Source organism: Anoxybacillus mongoliensis, from assembly GCF_014201515.1.
Classification (GTDB): domain Bacteria; phylum Bacillota; class Bacilli; order Bacillales; family Anoxybacillaceae; genus Anoxybacillus; species Anoxybacillus mongoliensis.
Genome location: NZ_JACHEQ010000005.1, coordinates 64,449 through 80,734 on the forward strand (window position 1 = coordinate 64,449; position 16,286 = coordinate 80,734).

Genomic DNA, 16,286 nt, shown 5'->3' on the forward strand with positions numbered 1-16,286 from the left:
CTGTAAAAAAAGAAAGGGGGAGAACGATGGGGAAAGCAACAGGATTTATGGAATATGTTCGTGAAGAAGAAAAAAAGCGTGATCCGCTTTCTCGGTTACATGATTGGGAAGAATATGCGTTTCCATTTTCAAACGATACGTTAGCGCGTCAAGGCGCCCGCTGTATGGATTGCGGTACGCCATTTTGCCATATGGGAATGGAACTAAATGGCTTAACGTCAGGATGCCCGATTCACAATCTCATTCCAGAATGGAACGATCTTGTATACCGTGGACGTTGGAAAGAAGCGTTTGAACGGTTAGTAAAAACGAATAACTTTCCGGAGTTTACAGGGCGCGTTTGTCCAGCACCATGTGAAGGGTCATGTACAGTAGCTATTTCTGATTCAGCGGTAGCCATTAAAGGAATTGAGCGAGCAATCATCGACAAAGCATTCGCAGAAGGCTGGGTTCAACCGCGCGTACCGACAAAGCGCACAGGAAAAAAGGTAGCGGTGATCGGATCAGGACCTGCCGGCTTAGCATGTGCAGACGAATTAAATCAAGCAGGCCATTTTGTGACTGTGTATGAGCGTGCGGATCGCATAGGTGGTTTGTTAACATATGGCATTCCAAATATGAAACTTGGAAAAGATGTCGTTGAACGACGTGTGCGTTTACTTGAAGAAGAAGGAATTGCGTTTCTTACAAACACAGAAGTTGGCAAGCATATTACCGTCGATGAACTACGGAAACGATACGACGCTGTTGTGCTTTGTATCGGAGCGCAAAAACAACGCGATCTTGTTATCGAAGGACGAGAATTAGCGGGCGTTCATTTGGCGATGGACTATTTAACAGTCACAACAAAATGGTTGTTGACCGGTGAAAAGGATGAGACGTTTATTGATGCAAAACATAAACATGTCATCGTTATTGGTGGCGGTGATACAGGAGCAGACTGCGTGGCAACTGCACTTCGTCAACAATGTAAAAGCGTTGTGCAATTCGGTAAACACCCTTCGTTGCCTAAAGAGCGTACGGATGATAATCCGTGGCCTCAATATCCTCTTGTTTTTACGGTTGATTATGCGTATGAAGAAGCGGAAGCGAAGTTTGGTTCCGATCCACGACAATATTGTATTCAAACGAAAAAAATTGTCGGCGATGAAAATGGAAAAGTAAAAGAATTGCATACGATTCATATGGAAAAAAAAGTAGATGAACATGGGCGTATTGTATTTAAAGAAATTCCGGGTACAGAGAAAGTATGGTCGTGTGACATCGTGTTGATTGCCATCGGTTTTGAGGGACCAGAGCCATCACTTTTACAACAATTTGGAGTAGAAACAGTAAACAAAAAGGCGAAGGCGCCAAGATACAAGACGAATATCGAAGGAGTATTTGTAGCAGGCGATGCAAGGCGTGGACAAAGCCTTGTCGTTTGGGCGATTCACGAAGGACGAGAAGCGGCGAGAGCGGTGAACGATTTCCTAAGGAAGCATTAAGAGAATGAATCATCTCCTTTTTTTGTGCATATATTGAGGTATCATGAAAAAAAGGAGATGATCTACTTGTCTTTTCCAAACATCCCAAACATTAAACCGGACATTGACTTAGATGAAGAAGATGTGCTATCGCTATTACTTGCATCGATCGCATTAGAAGAGCTGAGTTTAGCTCATATTATGAATGCAGAAGCAGAAAAGTTGCAAGCAGTATTAGGCACGTTGACGACAAGCGCAAGCGGAACGAAAGCACAATCGCTTCACGATTTGCTGAAAGTGAACCGTTCAGTAGAGCGAACGCTAAGGACGGTACTGAAAAACCAAATGTTATTACAATTTAAACTAGAAGATGTTAGTGATTTAATTCAGCTTCTTCATGAACAAAAGAGAAAAAAACATAAAGATAAAGCAGACTGCGACCAATAAATGAACATGCCCCCCTTTATCTACAATGTTTGTGGATAAAGGGATTTTTATTTTTTTGGAATTGTCATTTTATTTAAAAAAGTGTTACAATGTTTAACAAGTTCAGAAAAGATGGAGGGATTTGTTTTGCGGAGCGATATGATTAAAAAAGGATTTGACCGTGCGCCACATCGTAGTTTATTGCGCGCGGCAGGAGTAAAAGAAGAAGATTTTCATAAACCGTTTATTGCGGTCGTGAATTCGTATATTGATATTATTCCAGGTCATGTTCATTTACAAGAGTTTGGGAAAATCGTGAAAGAAGCGATTCGTGAAGCAGGTGGGGTGCCGTTTGAAATGAATACAATCGGAGTCGATGATGGCATCGCGATGGGGCATATCGGTATGCGCTATTCGTTGCCAAGCCGTGAAATTATTGCTGATTCCGTTGAAACAGTTATCTCTGCTCATTGGTTTGATGGCATGGTTTGCATTCCAAACTGTGATAAAATTACACCTGGTATGATGATGGCAGCGATGCGTTTAAACATTCCAACCATTTTTGTAAGCGGGGGGCCGATGAAGGCCGGAGTCACAAGCGATGGGAAGAAGATTTCGCTCTCTTCTGTATTTGAAGGAGTGGGAGCGTATCAAGCAGGAAAAATTGATGAAAAAGGGTTACAAGAACTTGAACAGTACGGCTGTCCGACTTGTGGTTCTTGTTCAGGAATGTTTACAGCGAATTCGATGAACTGTTTAGCTGAAGCGCTTGGCTTGGCACTCCCAGGCAACGGCACGATTTTAGCGATTGATCCGGCACGAAAAGAATTTGTACGACGTTCAGCTCAGCAGTTAATGTATTTAATCGAGCATGATATTAAACCACGTGATATCGTCACCGAAAAAGCAATTGACAATGCATTCGCACTTGATATGGCGCTCGGTGGTTCGACGAACACAGTACTACATACGTTAGCGATTGCGAATGAAGCAGGCATTAACTATCCGCTTGAGCGCATTAACGAGGTCGCATCTCGCGTGCCGCATCTAGCAAAATTGGCACCAGCATCAGATATGCATATTGAAGATTTGCATGAAGCGGGTGGCGTATCGGCTGTATTGTATGAATTGTCGAAAAAAGAAGGCACACTTCATTTAGATGCATTGACGGTGTCGGGCAAAACACTTGGTGAAAACATTGCAGGGTGCGAAGTAAAAAACTATGAAGTCATTCGTCCAATTGACAATCCGTATTCAGAAACAGGTGGACTAGCTGTATTGTTCGGTAATTTAGCGCCAGATGGTGCCATTATTAAAACAGGTGGCATTCAAGGTGGCATTACACGTCATGAAGGACCAGCGATCGTATTTGATTCTCAAGAAGAAGCACTTGAAGGCATTGCGGCAGGAAAAGTACAACCTGGGCATGTCGTCATCATTCGTTACGAAGGACCAAAAGGTGGACCGGGCATGCCGGAAATGTTAGCCCCGACATCGCAAATTGTTGGGATGGGATTGGGTACGAAAGTAGCGCTCATTACAGACGGTCGTTTCTCTGGCGCTTCTCGCGGCTTATCGATCGGACACGTATCGCCAGAGGCAGCTGAAGGGGGACCGATCGCTTTTGTGGAAAATGGGGATCATATTGTTATTGACGTTGTGAAACGAACGATTGATGTTCACGTTCCAGAAGAAGAATGGGAAAAACGAAAAGCAAACTGGAAAGGATTCGAACCAAAAGTGAAGACAGGTTATTTAGCTCGCTATTCAAAACTTGTCACATCGGCAAGTACCGGCGGAATTATGAAAATTTAAAAAATTTGTCGAAAGGTTGTTCGTAAATCCAAAACAAGCTTCCGTTATAATGAAAGAAGTAAAGCGATAATGGGAGTGAGGGAGATGAATACGCAATTTATTGCCGGTCATGCGCGATTGCCTTCAGGAATGGCGGCAAAAAGCGTATTTGATACGTTGACGATTACGGCAGAAGTAGATAAAAAGTACGGCGTCATCGTTGATGCTTCTTGTACGTTAGCAACAGAGCACGGTCGTGATTATGTGGCACGGTTGTTAAAAGGTCATTCATTAAAAGACGGAATCGACGAACCGCTTGCTCAATTACATGAAGGATATTTAGGAAAAGCAAATCAAGCTTTATGTGCAGCATTAAAAGATTTGTATAAACAATATTGTAAACTCGAAGAAAAAATGCATACAGAAAAATAGAAGGTGGCACGAGCCACCTTCTATTTTTCTTCCCAAGCTGGAAGCATTTTTCGGAGCGGTTTGTCTTGACGATAGCCAAGGACGTACTCTGCTTGCATAATTGTATGAATTTCGCGCGTTCCTTCATAAATGACCGGAGCTTTGGAGTTACGTAAATACCGTTCGACTGGATATTCATTTGAATAACCATATGCGCCGTGAATTTGTACGGCATCGTCAGCCGCTTTGTTGGCAAAGTCGCACGCCATCCATTTCGCTAGCGATGTTTCGCGCGTATTTCTTCTCCCTTTATTTTTCAAAAATCCGGCTTTATATACGAGCAAGCGGCTCATTTGTAAGCCTGCTTCCATATTTGCGATCATTTGTTGTACAAGTTGATGACGACCAATTTCTTTCCCGAACGTTTTTCGTTCGTGACAATATTTCACACTTGCTTCCAAGCAAGCCATAATTAAACCACATGCCCCAGCAGCAACAGTAAATCTTCCATTATCGAGTGCCGACATAGCAATTTTAAATCCTTCTCCTTCTTCTCCAAGTAAATTTTCTTTCGGGACGCGCACGTTATCGAAAAATAGTTCGCCTGTATTGCCTGCACGAATGCCGAGTTTTCCTTTAATGGCACGTGATGAAAAACCAGGCATTGTACGTTCAACGATAAAAGCAGAAATGCCACGATGTTTTTTCGATTTATCTGTGTAAGCAAAAACAATGAAGTAGTCAGCGATGTCACAAAGAGAAATCCACGTTTTTTGTCCGTTTAAAATATAGTCATCTCCATCACGTACAGCTGTTGTCGAAATAGCCGCAACATCTGAACCAGCGTTTGGCTCGGTTAATCCGAATGCGCCAATTTTTTCTCCCTTTGCTTGTGGCACGAGATATTTTTGCTTTTGTTCCTCTGTTCCCCACTGAAGCAGTGTTAAGCTATTTAGGCCGATATGGACAGAAACAGCGGTGCGAAACGCTGTATCCCCACGTTCTAGTTCTTCACAAACAATAGCTAATGAATTATAATCCATCCCCATTCCACCATATTTTTCTGGGATACATACACCCATTAAATTTAATTCCGCTAAGCGCTTCAAAATGTTTGGATCAAAATAGCCTCGTTCATCCCATTCTTTAATATGAGGTAAAATTTCTTTATCAACAAATTTTCTCACGGTTTGTCTTAACATTTCTTGTTCTTGCGTGAAATCAAAGTTCATCATGTTTACTTCCTCCTTTAATAAATAAATGGTTATGTTCTCCTGCGAGTGGTGGCGCCAATCGATATGTGACCGGTGTATGTGAAAACTTTAGCGGTGTTCCGACAAGTTTTAACTCACCGACATCTGGGTGATCCATGCGAATAATCATATTTCGTGCGAGCGTTTGTGGATGTTGAAACACTTGATCGAGCGTATGCACAGGACCACAAGGAATGCCTTTTTGTTCAAATAATCGTTGCCATTCTGCACGCGATTTCTTTTTTAATTCGTCATTTAGTCGTTGATTGAGTTCATGACGATGGGCGACTCGACCGGCATTTGTTTGAAACCGTTCATCCCCACCAATCGTTTGATCTTCTAATAACTCACATAGTGCTTGAAACTGTCGGTCGTTTCCAACAGCGACAACAAGCAAACCATCGCTTGCTTCATACGTTGAATACGGAACGATGTTTGGATGATCATTTCCTAACGGTTTTGGCACTTCGCCAGATATTAAATAATTTGAAGCGACGTTCACAAGGGCGCTAATGGCACAGTCAAATAAACTTAAATCAATTTTTTGACCGCTTCCTGTTTTTTCCCGAGCGATGAGCGCTGCTTGCACGGCAATGGCGGCATATAAACCTGTAAAAATATCTGTGACAGCGACACCGACTTTCAATGGCCCAGATTGTTCTGTACCGTTAATACTCATCCAACCACTCATCGCTTGAATAATATAATCGTAGCCAGCTAAATGGCGATACGGCCCCGTCTCACCAAATCCGGTAATGGAACAGTAAATGAGCTTCGGATTAATGGTGGAAAGATCGTCATATCCAAGTCCGAGTCGTTCCATCGTTCCGGTTTTAAAATTGTGAATGATGACATCGGCTGTTTTTGTAAGCTGACGAATTGTTTCTTTTCCACTTTCTTCTTTTAAGTTGACAGTTATGCTTCGCTTATTTCGATTGACTGCCGCATAGTAAGCGCTCATGCCGTTTTGAAACGGTGGTCCCCAAAATCGTGTATCATCCGATCCACCAGGTGCTTCGATTTTAATAACATCCGCCCCGAGATCACCTAAAATCATCGTGGCATATGGACCGGCAAGAACGCGTGTTAAATCAATCACTTGAATGCCATCTAAAGCTCCCGCCATCTGTTCACCTCCATATTTTTGTAATAAAAAAGCCAGTCCCTCCCTCAAACGTACAGGAAAGGAACTGGCATAAACGATTCGAGCGTGCCTTTCGAAAAGAAAGTCGGTCGAATCGGAACAGTTCTTCAAGAGATAGTTACGTTGCTATCCGAGGCCAAACAGTTCGTTGTTTGGTGGGGTTAGCTATTTTCAGTATAAAGCAATATGTTTATTTTGTAAATATTTTTTATTTTAAAAATAGTTTGACAAAACAAAAAAGATTGTCTTAAAATAAAAGCAAATAAGCAAAAAACTGTGGAGCTTATTTTACTCGTCTCATCGGCGAGAAACACATAAGCACCAGCCAGTTTAGTCATTGTGTCATCACGATGATTAAACTGGCTTTTTATTTGTCGAAGGGGGAGAGATAATGTCGAATTGGATGGAACGAAGAAAAGAGGCAGTTGCGCGGGCTCCGTATAATGTGACAGAAATTTTTATTAAAGAAGCAAAAGGAGCGATCATTCGAGACATAAATGATCGCGAATATATCGACTTTGCCGGAGGAATTGGCGTACAAAACGTCGGACATTGTCATCCGAAAGTCGTCGCTGCCATTCAGCAACAAGCAGCAGCATTTATTCATCCTTGTTTTCATGTGACACCTTATGAATCGTATGTGTTATTAGCAGAAAAATTAAATCAGTTAACACCGGGCGATTTTCCAAAAAAAACGATCTTTTTAAATAGTGGAGCAGAAGCTGTTGAAAATGCGGTGAAAATTGCAAGAAAGTACACGGGGCGTCCTGCGATTGTGTCGTTTACAGGGGGATATCACGGTCGGACGTTATTGACGATGTCGCTGACGAGCAAAGTCATGCCATATAAAAAAGGATTTGGTCCATTTGCTCCAGAGGTGTATAAATTTCCATACCCATACTATTATCGGGCAAACGGACAAACAGCAGATGAGGTGGATGAACAGTTAATAGCAGCACTGCAACAGTTTTTTACTGCGGAAGTGGCGCCTGATCATGTGGCCGCGATCATTATTGAACCTGTACAAGGAGAAGGTGGGTTTGTTGTTCCGTCAGCGAAGTTTATGCAAGCGATTCGCCGCATTTGCGATGAGCATGGCATCGTGATGATTGCTGATGAAATTCAAACGGGTTTTGCTCGAACTGGGCGTATGTTTGCGATGGAGCACTTTGGAGTAGCGCCTGATTTAATGACGTTGTCAAAGTCGATGGGGGCGGGTGTACCGATTAGTGCGGTCGTTGGCCGAAGTGAAATAATGGATGCACCAGAAGTTGGTCAGCTTGGCGGTACGTTTTCTGGAAGTCCGCTTGCATGTGCAGCTGCACTCGCTGTTTTAGATGTGATTGAAGAAGAACAGCTTATTGAGCGTGCCCGTCATTTGGGTGAAAAAATGATGACGCTTTTAACCGAAATGAAGCAACAGTTTGACATCATTGGAGACGTACGTGGGCTTGGAGCGATGTGTGCCATTGAACTTGTGACAGATCGCAATCAAAAAACGCCGGCGAAAGAACAAACGGCACATATTGTTTCTAATGCGTGGAAACGTGGAGTCATCTTTTTAAGCGCAGGACTGTACAGTAATGTTGTACGCTTTTTACCGCCACTTGTGATGACCGATGAACAACTAGAGCGCGGATTTTCAGTTTTGCGTGACTTACTAGCAGAAGTACAACAAAAGGTGGTGAAATGATGCGTGAAGTGAAAAATTATATCGATGGACAATGGATTGAAGGGAAACATGAAATAATTGAACGCTACAATCCAGCAGACAAAAAAGAGCTTGTTGCAATCGTTGCCGGTTCATCTGTTCATGATGTAGATGAGGCGGTGTTGGCTGCGGTGAAAGCAAAGAGAAAATGGGCGCAAACGGCCGCCCCAGAACGTGGCGCGTACTTACAAAAGGTCGCTCAGTTATTTGAGCAACATGCCGATGAATTGGCACAATTGGCTACGAAAGAAATGGGGAAACGTTTTGCCGAAACGAAAGGAGAAGTGTATCGTAGCGCAGCCATTTTACGTTATTATGCCGGGGAAGGATTGCGGAAAATTGGTGACGTTCTACCATCGTTTGATGCTAAAAACTTATTTTTTACAAAGCGTGTTCCTGTCGGTGTTGTCGCAGTCATTGCTCCGTGGAATTTTCCGCTCGCCATTCCGGTCTGGAAAATCGCTCCTGCTCTCGTTTACGGTAATACGGTCGTATTTAAGCCTGCGCTAGAAGCAAGTGCGACTGGCGCTCGCATTGTTGAATTGTTTGCAGAAGCAGGGCTACCTCCAGGTGTTTTAAACTTAGTTGTTGGTCGCGGTAGTTCCATCGGCGATGCGATTGTTGAGCATGATGGGGTTGATGCGATTACGTTTACTGGTTCGAATGCAATTGGTAGTGAAATTGCGAAAAAAGCAGCAGCTCGTGGGGCGAAATATCAACTTGAGCTTGGCGGGAAAAATCCAGCGATCGTTTTAAGTGACGCGGATGTCGATTTTGCTGCTCGACTTGTTGTAGAAGGAGCGATGAAGCAAACGGGACAACGTTGTACAGCAACGAGTCGTGTATTCGTTGAAAAAGAAGTCATGGACGTATTTCGAGAACGTGTCACTGAACATGTGAAGCGCATTCGTGTCGGCAATGGAATGGATGAACAAGTGACGATGGGGCCGGTTGTATCGAAAGGACAATTTGAAACCGTTCAGCGCTATATCCATATTGGAAAACAAGAAGGACGACTGCTTATTGGAGGGGGAGCGAGCGATGATGTAGGCTGGTATATTGAGCCAACTGTATTTGATTCTGTTTCCCATCAATCTATTATTGCAAGAGAAGAAATTTTTGGACCTGTGTTGTCGATTGTAGAAGCAGCATCTATTGATGAAGCAATTGAAATGGCAAACGACAGCATTTATGGCTTAAGTGCGTCATTATTTACAAACAACTTATCGAAAGCGCTTTACTTTATTGAACATATCGAAGCAGGCATGGTGCAAGTGAACGGTGAAACAGGGGGGGCAGAACCACAAGCACCTTTTGGCGGGATGAAGCAATCAAGTTCAGGTACGCGCGAACAAGGGCAAGCGGCCATTGAGTTTTTTACAGCGTATCAAACGATTTCCATTCGACCACATCCAAACATGTGAAAGGGGGACATGTAATGGATCAACAGTTTCATAAAGTATTAACGAAACTCGATGTGTTGTTATTGGCATTTGGTGCGATGATCGGTTGGGGATGGGTTGTGCTCTCAGGTACGTGGATCACGAGTGCGGGTGCGTTTGGTGCGATCATCGCTTTTTTAATCGGGGGAATTCTGGTGATTTTTGTCGGTTTAACGTATGCGGAGTTATCATCAGCCATGCCGAAAGTAGGAGGAGAACATTATTTCGTTTTACGTGCCCTCGGTCCTAAAGCTTCGTTTATCGCTGCTTGGGCAATAGCCCTTGGTTATTTATCGGTTGTAGCATTTGAAGCAGTTGCGCTTCCAACGGTAATTGAGTATTTATTCCCGACATTTAAATTTGGTTATCTTTGGACAATTGCCGGATGGGATGTGAACGCTTCCTGGGTAATGATTGGTATGCTCGGTTCCATCATCATTACGTGGATTAACTATCGTGGTGTAAAAAGTGCCGCTTTTTTACAAGTTGTATTGACGTTTGTCATTTTTCTTGTCGGCATGGCGCTTTTAGGTGGTTCACTTGTAAACGGAGAAGCAGCAAATTTGCAGCCGTTCTTTAAAGACGGTTCAGCTGGGTTACTCGCTGTACTAGTTATGACACCGTTTATGTTCGTTGGTTTTGACGTCATTCCTCAAACGGCAGAGGAAATGAAAATCCCGCAACGTTCTATTGGAAAAATTCTTATTTTATCTGTCGCTTTAGCTGTTTTGTTTTATGTCGCCGTTGTATTTGCGGTATCTTACATTTTACCAGACGATGTGTTAACAAATTCATCGCTTCCAACAGCAGATGCGATGGCTGCTGCGTTAGGCAGTTCGTTTTTTTCGAAAGTGCTTATTATCGGGGGATTAGCAGGTATTTTGACAAGCTGGAACGCATTTATTATCGGAGGTAGTCGCGTACTCTATGCGATGGCAAAAGAAGGATTTCTTCCACAATGGTTTGCCCACATCCACCCTGTATACAAAACACCATCAAACGCGATTTTATTTATTGGAACGCTCGCCACATTCGCTCCTCTACTAGGCAGACCAATGCTCGTTTGGCTTGTCGATGCAGGAGGGTTCTCCATCATTATCGCTTATTTCCTTGTTGCTTGGTCATTTATTGCATTACGTAAAAAAGAACCGAATATGCCACGACCGTTTCAAGTCGGTCAATCATCGATCGTTGGTTGGATTGCCCTTGTGTTGTCGCTTGGATTTATTGTGTTATATATGCCAGGCATGCCATCACAGCTCGTCTGGCCGTATGAGTGGCTCATATTTATTGGATGGTGGGTCATTGGTGCGTTTTTCATCGGACGAATAAAGAAAAAAGCGATGGAACAAACAGAACATGTACATCGGATGTAGAGGGGCGAATATGCTCCTCTTTTTGTTTGTGAGGTCATAAAACGATTTCATTTGTGTATACATGATACAAAAAGAAAGGAGGGCTTGTAGTGAATGCAGCGGAGGCGATCGTTCAATGTTTAAAAAGTGAGGACATTTCTCATGTCTTTTGTGTGCCGGGGGAAAGTTATTTACCGATCCTTGATGCCCTTTTTTCTGAGAAAACGATCCAACTCATTTCTGCTCGTCATGAAGGCGGCGCCGCATTTATGGCAGAAGGATATGCGAAGGCAAGCGGAAAAGTTGGCGTTGTGATGGCAACAAGAGCCGTAGGAGCTACAAACGCTGCTATCGGTATTCATACAGCCAAGCAAGATTCAACACCGATGGTTGTATTGTTAGGACAAGTTGCGCGAACATTTCGGGGACGTGAAGGATTTCAAGAGGTAGATGTTGAGGCGTTTTTTCGTCCGCTCGCGAAATGGGCGATAGAAATTGATGACGCAAAAAGGTTACCAGAATTGCTAACGAGGGCGTTTCGAATTGCACAAACGGGAAGACCTGGTCCAGTTGTCGTTTCGCTTCCGGAAGATGTTCTTCATGAACAGATCGATCACGTAATCTTTTCGAAAACAATTGTTCCAAAACCAGCACCAAGCCAAGAAGACATCCAGCGTATCGAGCAATTGTTACAGTCAGCGAACCGTCCAGTCATTATTGCTGGCGGAGGGGTTATACGTTCAAAAGCTACCGATGTTCTCCGTTTGTTCGCTGAAAAATGGTCGCTTCCTGTCATGGCGTCTTTTCGTCGACATGACGTATTTCCAAACGATCATCCACTCTACGTTGGTCATCTCGGTTTAGGCACACAACGAGCTGTTATTGAAACGGTTGAACAAGCAGATGTGGTGTTAGCGATCGGCACTCGTTTGTCAGAAGTGACGACGCAAGATTATAGGCTATTATCAACGCAACAACTCATCCATATCGATATTGATTACGATGTGATCGGTGTGACTTATTCCCCACATATTGGAATTGTTTCTGATGCGAAAGAAGCTTTAAAGCGATTGCTCACCATTAAGCTTCAGCAAACATGGACGGCGTGGACAAAAAAACGGCGGGAAGTGTATGATCAAGTATCATCTCTTCCGTCCATTAAACGTAACATCAATGAGAGCGTCATCGATACCCTTCAACGCCTTCTCCCTCCAGAATCGATCATTACAAACGATGCTGGGAATTTTGCGAGCTGGCTTCATTCATTTTTTCAATTTCAGCAACATACATATATTGGGCCGACTTCAGGAGCGATGGGGTATGGGCTACCCGCGGCTATTGGGGCAAAATTGGCTCATCCGCATCGTTCGGTCGTTTCATTAAGTGGAGACGGTGGGTTTATGATGACGATGCAAGAACTCGAAACGGCAGTTCGTTACAAAATTCCAATCATTAGTATTGTGTTTAACAATCAAATGTACGGAACGATTCGCATGTACCAAGAGCTTCGCTATCCAAAACGCGTCATCGGAACCGACTTAAGCGATATATCATTCGCACACATGGCGCATAGTCTTGGGGCCGACGGTGTGCGTGTAGAGACAGAAAAACAATTTTTACATGCGTTCACCTCCGCACTTCAAAACAATAAGCCGACTGTCATTGAAGTGATGACGGATCCGCATGTATTATCTCCGTTTTTAACAGTTGAACAAGCGAGAGGAGGAAAACAATGAAAGTATTAAACTATATCGATGGGCGATGGATGCCGTCCGTAAGCGAGCAATTTGTTCCGATTATTAACCCAGCGAACGGTCAAAGTATCGGAGAAGTGACCGTATCGAATGAACAAGATGTAGAACAGGCGGTATCGGCGGCAAAACGAGCGCAAAAAGCATGGGCACTCGTTCCAGCACCAAAACGAGCTGAAGTGCTTTATAAGGTGGGCATGTTACTACAAGAGCGAAAAGAACAAATGGCTCGCCTATTAACGATGGAAATGGGAAAGGTCATTGAAGAAGCACGTGGTGAAGTGCAAGAAGGAATCGATATGGCATTTTACATGGCAGGAGAAGGAAGACGGTTATTTGGCGATACAACTCCGTCCGAGTTACCGAATAAATTTGCGATGAGCGTTCGGGCGCCAATTGGTGTCGTCGGCTTAATTACTCCATGGAACTTTCCGATTGCGATTGCTACGTGGAAATCATTCCCTGCGATCGTTGCTGGCAATGCGGTCGTTTGGAAACCTGCGCTCGAAACACCGATTATGGCACAGCAACTCGCGCAAATATTCGAGCAGGCCGGATTGCCAAACGGTGTATTTAACGTTGTACATGGACGCGGCTCTGTTGTTGGTGAAGCGCTTGTTGAACATCGTGATGTAAAAGTTATTTCGTTCACAGGATCTAATGGGGTCGGAAGACGAATTGCGGAAACGTGCGGTCGTCATTTGAAAAAAGTATCGCTTGAGATGGGGGGGAAAAATGCCGTTATCGTCATGGATGATGCGGATATCGACCTTGCTGTGGAAGCGATCATCTGGAGCGCTTTTGGTACATCTGGACAACGTTGTACGGCATGTAGCCGAATTATCGTTCATGAACGCGTGAAACAACAATTGGAAGAACGTTTACTCGCGGCGATGAACATATTAACGGTAGGAAACGGGCTAGAGGAAGGAGTAAAAGTCGGACCAGTCATTAATCAAGGAGCGTTACAAAAAATCCATCATTACGTTCAAATCGGGAAAAACGAAGGAGCTACGCTACTTGCAGGAGGATATGTGTTGCAAGATGAGCAATACAAAGGCGGATTTTATTATGCCCCAACATTGTTTACAAACGTTACGCCAACGATGACCATTGCACGTGAAGAAATTTTCGGTCCAGTCACATCGATTATATCCGTTCGCAGTTTAGAAGAAGCGATTGAAGTAAATAACAGCGTTGATTATGGACTTTCGAGTGCGATTTTTACACGCGATATTCACCGAGCGTTTACAGCCATGCGTGATTTCGATACAGGAATTGTATACGTGAATGCAGGAACGACTGGGGCAGAAATTCATTTGCCTTTTGGTGGAACGAAAGGAACAGGAAACGGACATCGTGATTCAGGTGTAGCGGCACTTGATGTGTTTACAGAATGGAAAAGTATTTATGTTGACTATAGCGGTAAATTACAACGTGCACAAATTGACGTGTGAGGGGGATGAGAGATGAATGTCATTGTACTTGGCGCGGGTTTAATGGGGAAAGAAGCTGTGCGTGACTTAATTGAACAACAAGCGGTATTATCGGTGACGCTCGCTGATGTCGATGAAGAAAAAGCAAAAGCGGTTCAACGTTCGTTGTCATCAGAAAAAGTGAAAGTGAAGCGAGTGAATGCAGCGAATGATCAAGAACTGCGGGCTGCGATGCATGGGCATGATGTAGCCATTAATGCTCTCTTTTACACGTTTAATGAAAACGTAGCGAAAGCGGCCATTGAAACGGGTGTACACGCCGTAGATTTAGGTGGACATATCGGACATATGACAGATCGTGTCCTTGCTTTACACGAACAAGCAAAACGAGCAGGTGTTACATTAATTCCAGATTTAGGTGTTGCTCCAGGAATGATTAATATTTTAACAGGATATGGAGCAAGTCAACTGGATCGCGTTCATACCATTAAATTATATGTTGGCGGTATTCCGCTTCGTCCAGAGCCACCACTTGAATACAATCACGTCTTTTCTCTTGAAGGCTTACTCGATCATTACACCGATCCTTCTTTTATTATTCGCGATGGGCAAAAACAACAAGTCCCATCTTTATCTGAAATTGAAACGATTTATTTTGAACGTTTCGGGCCGCTTGAAGCGTTTCATACATCCGGAGGAACATCAACATTGCCGCGTTCTTATCCGAATGTAAAATGTTTGGAATATAAAACTATTCGCTATCCGGGGCACGCGGAAAAATTTCAGCTTCTTGTCGATTTACAATTGACGCGTCGAGACTATGAAGTAGAAGTCAACGGGGTAGCCGTACGGCCGCGTGACGTTTTGTTAAAAGTGCTAACTCCTCTTTTAGAGTTAAAAGAAAAGGACGATGTTGTGTTATTACGTGTCATTGTAGGGGGAGAAAAGGATGGAAAAGAAAGAACGTACGAATATGAAATGGTGACACATAAAGATCGCCAAAAAAATGTGACAGCGATGGCACGTTCTACCGCATATACCGTTTCTGTCGTTGCACAAATGATTGGCAACGGAACGATTCAAAAGCGCGGAGCGTATCCACCTGAACAAATTGTTCCGGGCGCTCGCTATATTGAAGAAATGATTCGCCGTGGTGTCGTTATTCGCGCGACGATGCATTAAAATTGTGAACAAAATGGTAAATTTTCTGATTGTTATGACGAGTGATTTGTTCATTATGCTAAAATATGTATACATCGAATAGATTTGGAGGTGAACATATGCTACATATTGTAGCCTGTATTAAGCAAGTGCCAGATACAAAAATTATTAAAATGAATCCGAAAACGAATACGATGGACCGTGCAAGTGCCCCGGCGATTTTAAACCCGTATGATGCGCATGCGGTAGAAGAGGCTGTTCGTTTAAAAAAGGAGTACGGTGGAATCGTATCTGTTTTAACGATGGGTCCCCCACCAGCAGTCAAAGCGATTAAAAAATGTATAGAGCTCGGGGCAGATGAAGGGTATATGATTTCAGACCGAGCATTTGCCGGAGCTGACACGCTTGCGACAAGTTATGCACTTACAAAAGCGCTTGAAAAAATCGCCAAACAGCGTCCGATTGACCTTATCATTTGTGGAAAAATGACGATTGACGGGGATACGGGGCAAGTCGGACCAGGTATTGCACGACGTTTAAACATTCCTCCTCTCACTGGTGTAAACAAAGTTGTTGAAGTAAATAAAGAAAAAGGGTATGCGATCGTTCATCGTAAATTAGAAGATGGATATGAAGTAGTGAAATCGCAATTGCCTTGCTTGTTCACCGTTGAGAAAGACATCAATGACATCTCCTTTGCACCTTTGCCAAACATGATTAAAGCGGCACGATACCAGCCAACCATTTGGACAGCAGACGACTTAGAAAATGTAGACCGCAAACAGCTAGGACTAAAAGGATCTCCAACGATTGTATCAAAAGTATGGGCGCCACCCAAGCCAGAAGGCGGAAAAATACTGACAGGAACAAAAGAAGAGCAAGTGAACGAACTGTTGTCTATTGTACTACAGAAAAAAGAGCTTTTTTCATAGGAGG

13 protein-coding genes are annotated in these 16,286 nt (G+C 43.5%); 11 read left to right on the forward strand and 2 right to left on the reverse strand.

Annotated features, from left to right (window positions below; translation table 11 throughout):
- Positions 1-26 precede the first annotated feature (26 nt).
- The 4 genes from HNR43_RS06230 (at position 27) to HNR43_RS06245 (ending at position 4,118) form a co-directional block, all read left to right on the forward strand.
- A complete protein-coding gene (locus tag HNR43_RS06230) occupies positions 27-1,487 on the forward strand; it encodes a glutamate synthase subunit beta (RefSeq protein ID WP_183242234.1) in 1,461 nt (486 codons plus the stop codon).
- Positions 1,488-1,553: 66 nt separating this feature from the next.
- Complete coding sequence (locus HNR43_RS06235; protein ID WP_183242236.1) at positions 1,554-1,913, forward strand: alpha-helical endospore appendage domain-containing protein; 360 nt, start codon at positions 1,554-1,556, stop codon at positions 1,911-1,913.
- A gap of 111 nt (positions 1,914-2,024) precedes the next feature.
- On the forward strand, positions 2,025-3,707 hold the full coding sequence (gene ilvD, locus HNR43_RS06240; protein WP_183242238.1) for a dihydroxy-acid dehydratase: 1,683 nt from the start codon (positions 2,025-2,027) through the stop codon (positions 3,705-3,707).
- An 84-nt stretch (positions 3,708-3,791) separates the two neighbouring features.
- A complete protein-coding gene (locus HNR43_RS06245; RefSeq protein WP_032101467.1) occupies positions 3,792-4,118 on the forward strand; it encodes a DUF3870 domain-containing protein in 327 nt (108 codons plus the stop codon).
- 20 nt (positions 4,119-4,138) lie between these two features.
- On the opposite strand, the gene HNR43_RS06250 is transcribed toward HNR43_RS06245, so the two are convergent.
- Together HNR43_RS06250 and HNR43_RS06255 are read right to left on the reverse strand one after the other, a co-directional pair.
- Entirely contained in the window at positions 4,139-5,332 is a 1,194-nt protein-coding gene (locus tag HNR43_RS06250; protein ID WP_183242240.1) for an acyl-CoA dehydrogenase family protein, read from the reverse strand.
- The gene (locus tag HNR43_RS06255) at positions 5,319-6,476 is read right to left on the reverse strand and encodes a CaiB/BaiF CoA transferase family protein (RefSeq protein WP_183242242.1); all 1,158 of its coding nucleotides are present in this window, start codon (positions 6,474-6,476) and stop codon (positions 5,319-5,321) included. Before HNR43_RS06255 ends, HNR43_RS06250 begins: the two co-directional genes overlap by 14 nt.
- 409 nt (positions 6,477-6,885) lie before the next feature.
- Here HNR43_RS06255 and gabT point away from each other — a divergent pair, with 409 nt between their 5' ends.
- The 7 genes from gabT (at position 6,886) to HNR43_RS06290 (ending at position 16,282) form a co-directional block, all read left to right on the forward strand.
- Complete coding sequence (gabT, locus tag HNR43_RS06260) at positions 6,886-8,187, forward strand: 4-aminobutyrate--2-oxoglutarate transaminase (protein ID WP_183242244.1); 1,302 nt, start codon at positions 6,886-6,888, stop codon at positions 8,185-8,187.
- The gene (locus HNR43_RS06265) at positions 8,187-9,629 is read left to right on the forward strand and encodes an aldehyde dehydrogenase family protein (protein WP_183242246.1); all 1,443 of its coding nucleotides are present in this window, start codon (positions 8,187-8,189) and stop codon (positions 9,627-9,629) included. The genes gabT and HNR43_RS06265 overlap by 1 nt, the downstream gene beginning before the upstream one ends.
- 14 nt (positions 9,630-9,643) lie before the next feature.
- Positions 9,644-11,023 carry an APC family permease gene (locus HNR43_RS06270; RefSeq protein ID WP_183242248.1) on the forward strand — a complete coding sequence of 460 codons (1,380 nt, stop codon included), beginning with the start codon at positions 9,644-9,646 and terminating at the stop codon, positions 11,021-11,023.
- An 89-nt stretch (positions 11,024-11,112) separates the two neighbouring features.
- Positions 11,113-12,738, forward strand: a complete 1,626-nt coding sequence (locus HNR43_RS06275; RefSeq protein WP_183242250.1) for a thiamine pyrophosphate-dependent enzyme — start codon at positions 11,113-11,115, stop codon at positions 12,736-12,738.
- A complete protein-coding gene (locus HNR43_RS06280; RefSeq protein WP_183242252.1) occupies positions 12,735-14,210 on the forward strand; it encodes an aldehyde dehydrogenase family protein in 1,476 nt (491 codons plus the stop codon). Before HNR43_RS06275 ends, HNR43_RS06280 begins: the two co-directional genes overlap by 4 nt.
- Positions 14,211-14,222: 12 nt before the next feature.
- Positions 14,223-15,371 carry a saccharopine dehydrogenase family protein gene (locus HNR43_RS06285; RefSeq protein ID WP_183242254.1) on the forward strand — a complete coding sequence of 383 codons (1,149 nt, stop codon included), beginning with the start codon at positions 14,223-14,225 and terminating at the stop codon, positions 15,369-15,371.
- Between the two features lie 98 nt (positions 15,372-15,469).
- The gene (locus HNR43_RS06290; protein ID WP_183242256.1) at positions 15,470-16,282 is read left to right on the forward strand and encodes an electron transfer flavoprotein subunit beta/FixA family protein; all 813 of its coding nucleotides are present in this window, start codon (positions 15,470-15,472) and stop codon (positions 16,280-16,282) included.
- Positions 16,283-16,286: the final 4 nt, after the last annotated feature.